At 66.9% G+C, this 11,648-nt stretch carries 9 protein-coding genes; 6 read left to right on the top strand and 3 right to left on the bottom strand.

All coding sequences use genetic code 11. The features are described 5' to 3' along the window. The first annotated feature begins 265 nt into the window (after positions 1–265). The 3 genes from AB0C15_RS05990 to AB0C15_RS05980 all read left to right on the top strand — a co-directional run bounded on the left by AB0C15_RS05990 (position 266) and on the right by AB0C15_RS05980 (position 3,189). Positions 266–679 (top strand): helix-turn-helix transcriptional regulator, encoded by a 414-nt coding sequence (locus AB0C15_RS05990; protein WP_357349129.1) that lies wholly within the window; start codon positions 266–268, stop codon positions 677–679. Positions 680–752: 73 nt separating this feature from the next. Beyond that, a complete protein-coding gene (locus tag AB0C15_RS05985; protein WP_357349127.1) occupies positions 753–2,240 on the top strand; it encodes a helix-turn-helix transcriptional regulator in 1,488 nt (495 codons plus the stop codon). Between the two features lies 1 nt (position 2,241). Continuing rightward, a complete protein-coding gene (locus AB0C15_RS05980; protein WP_357349125.1) occupies positions 2,242–3,189 on the top strand; it encodes an NAD-dependent epimerase/dehydratase family protein in 948 nt (315 codons plus the stop codon). A gap of 5 nt (positions 3,190–3,194) precedes the next feature. On the opposite strand, the gene AB0C15_RS05975 is transcribed toward AB0C15_RS05980, so the two are convergent. Then, positions 3,195–4,619, bottom strand: a complete 1,425-nt coding sequence (locus AB0C15_RS05975) for an AAA family ATPase (protein ID WP_357349123.1) — start codon at positions 4,617–4,619, stop codon at positions 3,195–3,197. Positions 4,620–4,940: 321 nt separating this feature from the next. Further along, positions 4,941–5,858, bottom strand: a complete 918-nt coding sequence (locus AB0C15_RS05970; protein WP_357349121.1) for a hypothetical protein — start codon at positions 5,856–5,858, stop codon at positions 4,941–4,943. A gap of 141 nt (positions 5,859–5,999) precedes the next feature. On the opposite strand from AB0C15_RS05970, the gene AB0C15_RS05965 reads away from it, so the two are divergent. From AB0C15_RS05965 to AB0C15_RS05955, 3 genes are all read left to right on the top strand, one after another. Beyond that, positions 6,000–7,175: a histidine kinase gene (locus tag AB0C15_RS05965; RefSeq protein WP_357349119.1), complete on the top strand. Its 1,176-nt coding sequence runs from the start codon at positions 6,000–6,002 to the stop codon at positions 7,173–7,175. Beyond that, a complete protein-coding gene (locus tag AB0C15_RS05960) occupies positions 7,172–7,840 on the top strand; it encodes a response regulator transcription factor (RefSeq protein WP_357349117.1) in 669 nt (222 codons plus the stop codon). Before AB0C15_RS05965 ends, AB0C15_RS05960 begins: the two co-directional genes overlap by 4 nt. Before the next feature lie 318 nt (positions 7,841–8,158). Next, positions 8,159–9,121, top strand: coding sequence for an amidohydrolase family protein (locus AB0C15_RS05955; RefSeq protein ID WP_357349115.1), 963 nt, complete (start codon positions 8,159–8,161; stop codon positions 9,119–9,121). 118 nt (positions 9,122–9,239) lie between these two features. Here AB0C15_RS05955 and AB0C15_RS05950 read toward each other — a convergent pair whose 3' ends face one another. Continuing rightward, a complete protein-coding gene (locus AB0C15_RS05950; protein WP_357349113.1) occupies positions 9,240–11,621 on the bottom strand; it encodes an excinuclease ABC subunit UvrA in 2,382 nt (793 codons plus the stop codon). Positions 11,622–11,648: the final 27 nt, after the last annotated feature.

The following is an 11,648-nucleotide window of genomic DNA, read 5'->3' as shown; positions in this document are numbered from 1 at the left end:
GGGAAGACACCGGGGTCGGCCACCGTGTGGCTCAAGGCGGGAATGCCGCAGACGAATCCACGCGGCGCTCCTGCTATTCGGTTCTCAACGAACGACTACGCGGAGGCTCGTGGGCGCGCAGCTCCGTGAGGGGCTGCCTTCCCCGGCTGCCTGCCGGCCGGTGTAGCTAATTTCAGCGCTAAAATTAGCGCTGAAATTGTGCGATGTCAACGAGGTGGGGAGGACTAGGATCAGCGGATCAAGCAGTCAGACAGGGAGGCATCGGGTGGAGGATTGGCAGGCTGTGGCCAGCGCAATCAACGGCCGGATGGCCGATTTGCCGCTGTCACAGCAGGAGTTGGCCGAGCGGTCCAAGGTGTCGGTTGCCACCCTGCGGGAGCTGCAAAAGGCAACCGCGACCCGCAAGCGCTCGGCGCGCACGCTCGCCGCGATCTCGCAGGCCCTCGGCTGGCCAGACGACTACCTTCGTGCCGTGCTGACCGGGGACCCACCGCCAAACAGTGGCGGGGGCGCGGCGCGGGCGGACAGTTCGTCGCTGGTACTCGCGCGGCTGGACCAGTTGCACGCCGAGGTGCGGCGGCTCGCGGATGCTGTGGAGCGGATGGCGGTCGATGTCGGTCATGGCGATAAGGACACCAGTTCCGAACGCGCATCCGAACGCCGTTCATCAGCCGGGTAACCGTCGTCCACTAGGCATCGACTAGGCGCGGTTGCGCATCGGCGGGTGCCTACGTCAGCGAAGGAGGGCCGTTGTGCCTGCTCGCGCCAGGGATGCTACCCCGAATTTCGCCCTGTACAACCTCCGCGACGCGGCGGGCGAGACTCAGCAGGACGTGGCGGATGGGTTGAACCGCCTAGGTGCGGCGCGCGGGAAGAGACTGGCCGTAACCGCCAATCAGGTCAGCAGGTGGGAGCGGGGGATCACCTACCCGTCCGCGCTCTACCGGCAACTCCTTGCGGAGCACTTCGGCGTCTCCGTGCAGGATCTTGGACTCACCAGGCAGCGCGTCACGCTCCAACAGCGCGACAGTCCCGAGAACGATTCCGGAGGTTTCGCGATCTACCAAGATCCGGTGTCTCACCCGCAGGCCGAGGATAGCCAGGAAGAGTGGCGAGCGGTCCGGCGGAAGCTGAACATTCATCGGGTGCAGCTCGCCCGTGAGGCCGCGCGCCTCTACGACGTGGAGCACCGCGTAGGCGACAGCGGCCTGATTGCGGCACCGCAATGGTTGCCGTCGACCCCGGTCGAGTTGGCGCAGTTCGGAATCGGGCTCGCCCCGGAGGGAACCGCGCCCCTGGTCACTGGAACCGAGGACGCGGCGGCCGGCGTACGGCCATTGGCGTCGGACGGGCGGCGGCACCAGCGCTACAGCCTCGCCCTGCGGGATGTTGAACAGCCGCGGCTGTTTGAGAACCGGCTCGCGTGGCACCTCGCGGGAGTCGACTGGAGCCAGTCCGATCGTGCGCTCACGTTCACTACCGGCACCTACTTCGGCGGTGTCGATGTCTCGGAAGCGCTCGCGCATGAAATGGCGATGTACCACGTAGCCGGCGATGGGAGCGGCATCCTGCCGGCATCCTGGCGAAACCTGGGCTTCCGGCGGCTCGTGGGCGACCCGTTCATGCCCAGCCGTCGACCGACAGCGCCGTCAACCGACACGCTAACCCTCCGGGTAGACGACGACGGAGCGTCTTTCGTCCTGCACAACCGCGCAGCCGGCAACGTGGCCGTAGCCGGGGGAATGCTGCACATCATGCCGGCGGGAGTGTTCCAGCCATCGAGCGTCCTGCCTGCCGCTCAGGTGGCCGACTTCGACCTGTGGCGCAACATGATGCGGGAGTACAGCGAGGAATTCCTCGGCAGTGCCGAGCACGGCGGCGACGGCGAACCGGCGGACTACAGCGCGGAACCACTGGCAGCCTTCGACCGCGCGTATACGTCCGGCGGAGTGCGGGTGTTCTGCCTCGGCGTCGCGCTCGACGCACTCACCCTGTGGGGCGAGATTCTGACCGTCGCGGTGTACGACGGCCCCACCTACGATCACCTGTTCGCCGACATGGTCGATTCCAACGATGAGGGAACCGTGGTCAAGACCGGACGGGTACGGCCAACCTCGGCGCTGCCGTTCACCCGGCACACCATCGACGAACTGACCGCCAGCGGGCGGCTGGCACCGGCGGCGGCCGGATGCCTTGAACTCGCGTGGGAACACCGCCGCACGATCCTGGGGAGAAGCTGACGTGCATGCACTGGTAACTGGTGGCCTGGGATTTCTCGGCCGCGCCGTAGCCCGCGACCTGCTTGCCGCCGGGCACCGGGTCACGGTCATGACCCGGGGTCGCGGTGCTCGAACCGCACCGTCCGGCGTCGAGCTGGTGACAGGGGACATTCGGGACCGTGCGCGGGTCTCCGAGATCGTTCAGCAGGGCGGGTACGACGGAGTCGTACACCTTGCCGCGTTGACCAGCGGGCGGGACTCGTTCGCTGACCCGCTGGGTTACTTCGATGTCAACGCGGCCGGCACGCTGAATCTGCTCATGGCCCTAGACGCCGCGCGGACGACCACCGCGCCGGCTTCTCTGGTCTTCGCCTCCACCAACATCGTCTACGGGTCGCAGCACCACGGCGCACTGTCCGAAGACCTCGACCCGCACCCTGAGAGCCCATACGCGGCGTCGAAGGTCGCGGCTGAGCACATGGTCGCGGCGTACGCGGCGACCGGAGCCGTCGGCGCGGTCATCCTCCGGCCCTTCAACATCGCCGGGGCCGTCGACGGCGTCACCGATACCGACCGCGCGCGGATCATCCCGAACGTCTTCCGCGCGATCACCGGAGAACTCGACCATGTAACCCTCAACGGCGACGGGGCGGCGGTGCGGGACTTCGTACACGTCGCCGACGTCGCCACCGCAATCCGGCTCGCTCTGCCCGTCTGCTCGCCAGGTGCTAGCCAGACCATCAACCTTGGCTCAGGCATCGGAACGAGCATGGCCACAGTGGTAGCCACTGCCGAACAGATCACCGGCCACCCGGTGACCGTCCACCGGCAACCTCCTAAGCCTGAACCGCCGGAGCTGATCGCCGACGTCAGCCGCGCCGAGGCCGCGCTCGATTGGACCCCAAAGAGATCCACATTGGGCGAAATTCTCGCGGACGCTTGGGAAGCATGGCCCCGAGCTCTAATCTAGGCGACTCATCGCCGACCCTTGCGTCGCCTATTGCCGATGCCCTTGAACTTGGAGGTTGGGATCGATTTTGCTCTACGTGGTTCCGGAATCCTTTGAGCCGGAGAAATCTGAACAGCTTGGTTGCTAGTCTTCGCTTCCGACTCCGGAAACATGGTTTGAACCGTAGTACGCTCAGCAAGCTCTGACGCCGCCCTCCAACGGAGGAAGAAGGCGAAATACGGATCGGAGATGTGCAGAGTGGTAAGTTTCGTGTCGTAATCGACTACGGGTTCGCCGTCGATCTGATCTCGCGCAATCTTCGACATCTCGTCGAGAATCCGTGCAATTTCCTGCCCCCGAGGGGCTTCTTCCCCAGCGATATCTCGCATGGCGGCACGGAGAGTCTCATATGAAATGCTTGTAAGCGGGCCAGTGCGGCCTATCGCCATCAGCACGGCACCGTAGATATCCACGACCATGCCGTTCTTGAGACGTCTCGGCTTCCGGTCAGTGCGCTGACGCGGCCCCCTAGCAAGCATGTCGAATGCTGTCTTTGAGGCGGCGGTCGAGCGCTCCTGGAAGAACGAATCCCACAGTGGCTCTTGGAGGAGCGTTGGACTCTCTTGGCGCTCTCTAATACCACTCTGCTTAACGGATTGCAGACAGAAGTCTTGCATTAGATGAGGACTGGCGAAGCATTCCCGGGCGAGGCGTTCACCAATTACCGCAGACTCATCGATCACGTTGAGTGCTGTGAAGCCTTTGCTCGCAATGCCACGCAACTCATCTTGGGACCAAAAGTCAATCTTCATCTGTTGGACACGGCCGGTCATTTCCCTCTCGACCCGGATCACGTCGTACGCCCGGTGCGGCACCGCGATGACAATCACGGGCAGCCCGTCGAAGACCAGATCTTTGAGGGAGCGAACGATTTCCGTCTGAACTTCAACAGGTATATAGTGAAAGTCGTCAATAACTAGGGGTGTCAGCGACTCCCTGAGGGCTCGCCGTGCCGCCACCTCGATCGGCCTGCTTCTGCCAGTCTTATCGGCCATGGCTGTGGCCACCGACTCTTGACCCGCTCGCGACGCCTTGCCGATAGCGGGTACTTGCAACTCGCCGGTCACGGTGCGCGTCTCGGTGTCTGTGTACTGGCGACTGCTCTCATAAACCGTCTGTAGCCCAAGGTCGTCACCGACGTTGATCCACAGGTCCGCCGCGCTCTTGATGTCGCCACCAGAAACTCTGACTGCCTCAAGATCTCGCAGTACCCTTCGGACCAAGACCGTTTTGCCGGTCTTCGTGGGGCCCGAGATGGACAGGATGCGGTGCCTCTCATCGAGGTAGTCCTGGACCATCTCTTCCAGTCCAAGCTGTGTCCGAGGGTTATAGGTGATGTCGGGCAGTCCGCCGACTTTGAAGACCTGACCAGCAAGTAGGCGTGTTGTCACGGTCTAACCGTACGTTAGACGTGTGCAACTTCCTCGATGCCGCGCTGCTGGTGCGCGTCAGGCATCAGAATCTCAGGCCACTGGCCGGCACTCCGTGCCACATGCGTGCCAAGATTGCTCGCGCTACCGCGCAACTGCCGGCACTCGCCCAGGTCAGGCATAGAGTGCGACCGTGGCTCGCACCGCCCTCCGGAGGCGGGGGCGCAGGTTCGAATCCTGCCGGGGGCACACTTGCTAAGAAACCGCTGATCAGCACAAAAAGACCCCTGACCAGGAAAAACGGTCAGGGGTCTTACTCGCGTACCCGGCGGTGTCCGGCCGTCAGCGGCTTGCACCGCCGTACGGCCGGTTGTGGGACGCCGAGGGCGACGCGGACAGCACCGACGCCGTCGGCGCACGGGTGGCCGACGCGCGCCCCCAGCGCGTCCTGCCACCGGGTTTGAAGACGGACAGGATCGTCGCGAACCAGAGCAGCGCGACGAACAGCGCCAGCGCGCAGACCAGCAGGATCCCGGTCCCACCCGGTTCGCCAGCGGGGTCCCCGGTGCGCTCGGTCAGCGTCTCGCTCCACGTGCCTTCGAACGTGGCGAGGATCGGCAGGCTGAGCGCGATGATCAGCTTGGTCAACACCCACCGGTGTCTGACCAGTCCCCAGGGCGTTCCGAGCGAGATCACCGCACCGGTGACGAGCACCAGGAAGACGCTCGGGATCGCCAACGCCTTGTCGAACGTCTCCACCAGGACGTACGCGTTGTGCCGCAACTCGTGGCGGTCCGTCGTCAGTCCCACGATGGACAGGACGAGCATCCCGAGGGCGACGCCGAGCCAGCCGACACTGAGGCCGACGTGCAGTACGAGCCACACCTTGCGCGTCGTCCGCCCGAGCCGCGGGAACCGCGGTTTCAGTCCCACCGTGATCATGGTTGACAGCAGCATCCCCAGCCACGGCGCCTGGTGGGCCAGCAGGAACAGGAACTGGGCGGGCACGAAGAGCAGGTGGAAGACGATCAGGATCCGTCGGGTCAGCGGGGCGGTCGCCGCCCGGCCGAGAGCGAACCAGCCGCCGAAGGAGAGCGCCGCGGCGCTCGCGTACCCCACCACGCCGGCGACCTGGAACAGGGGATGGGGAGCGTCCTGGCGCAGGGCGATCAGGAGCCCCGCGAGGAGCGCGAAGATGCCGAAGCCAACCTGGAGATTCCTGGGATCGAGCCGTCGACGGAACCGTTCTCGGATGAGCATCCGACAAGCCTCGCCAGTGGCGCGGCGCATGGCGTCGTCCGTTGCGGGAAACCAGATCATCACATCCGCCATGGTTGGCCGCACCGCGTACAACTTTCTGCTGACGACCACTGCCGGCCAGGTCACCTACTCTGGAGCACGATGACTGCGCAGCACCTCCAGTTGGCGGCACCTTGGTACCGTCACCGAACCGTCGTCGACAGCGCCCTGGGCCTCGTTGTCGCGATCTTCACGGCGACCGGCGAGTTCGGCACCAACGACTTCTTCGGGCCGACACTCACCGGCCTCGACACCCGATTCCCCCCGTTGTGGCTCGGCGTTCCGCTCGCCGTCGGCGTCGGGCTGTCGACCAGGTGGCGGCGCAGGCTTCCGCTGGTGCTACTGGCCGCGTCCCTACTCGCGAACGCTGTCGTGTCGGCGCACCTGGCCGTCGCGGTCGCGTTGTACTCGTTGGCCGAGCGCGCCCAGTGGCCGAGGGTCGCCGCCGGAACGCTGGTGTCGACGGTGCTGGTCGGCGTTCCGATCTGGCGCTTCGCCGGCGCCGACGGGTCGATCCCGATCACCACGGCGGTGTGCGTCGCACCGGTCCTGCTGGGCATGTACGTGGGTACCCGACAGGAGCTGGTGGAACGCGTCCGGGACTGGACGCGACGCCTGGAACGCGACCAGCAGCAACGCATCGCCAGTGCCCGCAGTGACGAACGGGCCGAGATCGCCCGGGACATGCACGACGTGGTCACCCACCGGGTGTCGCTGATGGTGTTGCAGGCCACGGCTCTGGAGGCGTCGACTGGCGGAGACCCGGTCGCCATCGGGAGGCAGATCGGCGCCACCGGGCGCGAAGCGCTCACCGAACTCCGCTCCCTCGTCGGGGTCCTGCGCAACGACGGCGACGCCCCCCTCGCCCCCCAGCGTGGGCTCGCCGATCTCGCCGCCCTGATCGAGGAGTCACGGACGATCGGCATCCCCGTCCTTCTCGACGTGGTGGACCCGGCGGCAGAACGGCCCCCGTTGCTCGTCGAACACACCGCCTACCGACTCGTCCGAGAGGCGCTGACGAACGTCCGCAAACACGCCCCGGCGGCGCGAACCCACGTCCGTGTCGAGCAGACGCCAAGCTTGTTGCGGCTGTCGGTGCGTAACGGCCGGGGCCGACCGGTCGTCCAGAATGCCTCGCTGCCTGCCGGCGGCCACGGGCTGCTCGGCCTTGCCGAGCGGGTACGCCTGGTCGGTGGGGAATTCACCGCCGGTCCCACCGCCGACGGCGGCTTCGAGGTGATCGCCGAGGTGCCGATCCGCCGGGGAGGAGTGGAGTGACCTCCGCGGCCGGCCCCATCAGGACGCTGATCGCCGACGACGAGTGGATGGTTCGTTCGACGCTGCGCGCCATCCTGGAGGCGGTGCCCGACATCACGGTGAGCGGCGAGGCGTCCGACGGCGTCGAAGCAGTCGACCTCGCTCGGACGACGCGCCCCGATGTGGTCCTGATGGACATCCGGATGCCTCGAGGCGATGGCCTCACGGCGACCGAGCGGTTGGCGCAGCTCGATCCCGCGCCACGTGTCGTCGTGCTCACGACGTTCGACCTCGACGAGTACGTGCACGAGGCGCTGCGCCACGGCGCCGTGGGCTTCCTGCTCAAAGACGCGTCGGCCGAGGAGATGATCGCCGCGGTGCGTAGCGCGGCGCGCGGCGACGCGATGATCTCGCCGCGGATCACCCGTCGGCTGCTGCGGATGTTCGCCGCCCCGAGGCCGGATCGGCGTAGCGACTACGCGCGGCAGCTCTCCGTGCTGACCAGCAAGGAGCACGAAGTGCTGGTCGCCGTGGGCGGCGGTCTGACGAACACCGAGATCGCTCTCACGCTCTACATGAGTGAGGCGACGGTGAAGACCCACGTGAGCCGGATCCTCGCCAAGCTGAGTCTCAACAACCGCGTCCAGGCGGCCATCCTCGCTCACCACGCCGGCCTGCTCGACTGAGCCACAAAAACCGCCCCCGGCGATCCCCGCACCGCGCCACCTCGGACGAAAGGTGCGACGCGGAGTCGGCCGAAAGTCGATCCGACGACCGGATCGATCAACCATCGACTGCCGTATCGAACTCCTTCCACGGATGTGTTGGCCCGCTCGGAAGGGCCACCGTGGAGCACGTTCGCTACGACACCGTGGAGGTTGACAGTGTATTCATCGATGAACCGGCGGTCGGTCCTGCGCTCTGCGGGTGCCGCCGCCGTGGCAGGTGGCGTTGGGCTGGTGTCCGCCCCGGTGGTGTGGGCCGACAACGCTGGAGGACGGCCGGTGCGCCGGATCGACACCCATCACCACGCGCTGCCGGAGGACATGCGTGAGTGGGCGATCGGTCGCGGCCTGCTTCCGGCCGACCCGGAGGCGTGGCCGGAGTGGGCGGACTGGACCACCGCCGGCGCGCTGCGGATGATGGACCAGAACCACATCGAAACGGCCATACTCTCGGCACCGGTGCCGTCGGCGGCCTTCGCGGACCGTGCACTCGCCGCCGAAGGAGTACGTGTCGTCAACGAGTCGTACGCTCAACTCGCAGCAGGGCATCCGAAGCGGTTCGGATTCTTCGCCAACGTCGCGCCGCTGCACCTCGATCTGGCGCTGGAGCAGGTTCGGTACGCGTTCGACTCGCTTGGCGCCGACGGTGTCATCCTCATGACGAGCGCGGGCGGCAGGTACGTCGGGGACCCGGCGTTCGAGCCGCTGTTCGAGGAGCTCAACAGGCGTCGCGCTGTGGTGTTCATCCATCCGGACGCGTTGCCCGACACCACGTTCGCGCTGCCAGGGGTGCCGAACTCACTGGCCGACTTCCTGTTCGACTCCACCCGGGCGGCGTTGAGTCTCATCGTCTCCGGCACTCTGGACCGTCATCCCGACCTGTCGATCATCCTGTCCCACGCCGGTGGCTTCCTGCCGTACCTGGCGGGACGGGCCGAGTCGCAGGGCCGTCAGGGCGAGTTCGCTGACCCAGCCACCGTCCGCAGGGCACTGCGCCGGTTCTACTACGACACGGCGCAGCCTGCCTCCCCGTACTCGATGCCGACGCTGCTGAAGGCCGTCGGCCGCACCCAGATCCTCTACGGCACCGACTTCGCGTCGCGTCCGGACGGCGAGGTCGGCGTCATCACCGACGATCTTGACCGCGATCCCGCACTGGACCGCGCGGCGTGGTCGGCGATCAACCGCGACAACGCGCTGCGGCTGTTCCCCGGGTTGACCCGCCGGATCCAACCCGCCTGACGGCCCCAACCCCGACTCCGGCCCCCACGCGACACCGTCGATCATGAAGTTACTGGCGCCCACGTCGGCGTGTCGGAGCAATAACTTCATGATCGACAAGGCTCGCCGGGGAGATCGTTCAGCCGCCGACGTACGCCGCCAGGTGCTCGCCGGTGACAGTGGAACGGGCGGCGACGAGGTCGGCGGGTGTGCCCTCGAAGACGACCCGGCCACCGTCGTGGCCGGCACCGGGGCCGATGTCGATGATCCAGTCGGCGTGCGCCATGACCGCCTGGTGGTGCTCGATGACGATCACGGACTTGCCGGCGTCGACGAGTCGGTCGAGCAGGCCGAGCAGTTGCTCTACGTCGGCCAGGTGCAGGCCGGTGGTCGGCTCGTCGAGGACGTAGACGCCGCCCTTCTCGGCCATGTGGGTGGCCAGCTTGAGCCGTTGCCGCTCCCCGCCGGAGAGGGTCGTGAGCGGCTGCCCCAGGCTCAGGTAGCCGAGCCCGACGTCGGCGAGTCGGTCGAGGATGGCGTGCGCTGCCGGCGTACGCGCCTCGCCGGCACCGAAGAACTTCTCCGCCTCCGTCACCGACATCGCGAGCACCTCGCTGATGTCGCGCCCGCCGAAGCGGTATTCCAGCACCGACGCCTGGAACCGCTTGCCCTCGCAGTCCTCGCAGGGTGCGGCGACGCCGGCCATCATGCCCAGGTCGGTGTAGATGACGCCGGCACCGTTGCAGCTCGGGCAGGCACCCTCGGAGTTGGCGCTGAACAGCGCCGGCTTCACGCCGTTGGCCTTCGCGAACGCCTTGCGGATCGGATCGAGCAGCCCGGTGTACGTGGCCGGGTTGCTGCGCCGTGAGCCGCGGATGGCGCTCTGGTCGATCGACACCACACCCGCGCCGGCGGGGATCGAGGAGTGCACGAGTGAACTCTTGCCGGAGCCGGCGACGCCGGTCACGACGACGAGCACCCCGAGGGGTACGTCGACGTCCACGTCCTGCAGGTTGTTTGCCGTTGCGCCCCGGATCTCCAGCTTGCCGGTGGGCGTCCGCACCGCCTGCTTCAGGGCCGCCCGGTCGTCGAGGTGGCGGCCGGTGATGGTGCCGCTGGCCCGTAGGCCCTGCACGCTGCCCTCGTAGCAGACCGTGCCGCCGTCCGTTCCTGCGCCGGGCCCGAGGTCGACGACGTGGTCCGCGATCACGATGGCTTCCGGCTTGTGCTCGACGACGAGCACGGTGTTGCCCTTGTCGCGCAGTTGGAGCAGCAGCTCGTTCATCCGTTGGATGTCGTGCGGGTGCAGCCCGATCGTCGGCTCGTCGAAGACGTAGGTGACGTCGGTGAGCGAGGAGCCGAGGTGGCGGATCATCTTGGTGCGCTGCGCCTCGCCGCCGGAGAGGGTGCCCGCCGGCCGGTCCAGCGACAGGTAGCCGAGCCCGATCTCCTCGAACGAGTCGAGGAGGTGTTGCAGGCCCGCCAGCAACGGGGCCACCGACGGCTCGTCGATCTCGCGTACCCAGGCGGCCAGGTCGCTGATCTGCATCGCGCACGCGTCGGCGATGTTCTTTCCCTTGATCTTCGACGACCGGGCCTCCGGGCCGAGCCGGGTGCCGGCGCAGTCCGGGCAGGTGGTGAAGGTGACCGCGCGCTCCACGAAGGCGCGGATGTGCGGCTGCAACGCGTCGATGTCCTTGGCGAGGAAGGACTTCTGGATCGACGGGATCAGGCCCGCGTACGTCAGGTTGATCCCGTCGATTTTGATCTTGGTGGGCTCCCGGTGGAGCAGGTCGTGCAGCTCCCGCTTGGTGAACTTGGCGATCGGCTTGTCCGGGTCGAAGTAGCCGCAGCCACGGAAGATCCGGCCGTACCAACCCTCCATGCTGTAACCCGGGATGGTGATCGCGCCCTCGTTGAGCGAGAGGTTGTCGTCGTAGAGCGCGGACAGGTCTATGTCGGTCACCGCACCCATGCCCTCGCACCGCGGGCACATGCCACCGAGTCGGTTGAAGGTCGCCTTCTCGGTCTTGGTCTTTCCGGCACCACGATCGACGGTGATCGCGCCCGTCGCCTTCACCGAGGGGACATTGAAGGAGTACGCGTTGGGCGAGCCGATGTGCGGCTGACCGAGCCGGCTGAACAGGATGCGCAGCATCGCGTTGGCGTCGGTGGCGGTGCCGACGGTGGAGCGCGAGTTGGCGCCCATCCGCTCCTGGTCCACGATGATCGCCGTGGTCAGGCCATCCAGCAGATCGACCTCGGGCCGCGCCAACGTCGGCATGAAGCCCTGCACGAAGGCGCTGTAGGTCTCGTTGATCATCCGCTGCGACTCGGCCGCGATGGTGCCGAACACCAGCGAACTCTTGCCGGAGCCGGAGACACCCGTGAACACCGTCAGCCGCCGCTTCGGAATCTCGACGCTGATGTCCTTGAGGTTGTTCACCCGCGCGCCCTGCACCCGGATCAGGTCGTGGCTGTCGGCGACGTGCGGGGTGGACGGCTGGGTGGCCGTGCTCATCGGGTCTCCATCTGTCGGGCGCGCGGA

It is taken from the genome of Micromonospora sp. NPDC048835 (genome assembly GCF_040649995.1).
GTDB lineage: Bacteria > Actinomycetota > Actinomycetes > Mycobacteriales > Micromonosporaceae > Micromonospora.
Note: the sequence above shows the minus strand (reverse complement) of the source record. Positions and strands in the feature narration are given on the sequence as shown.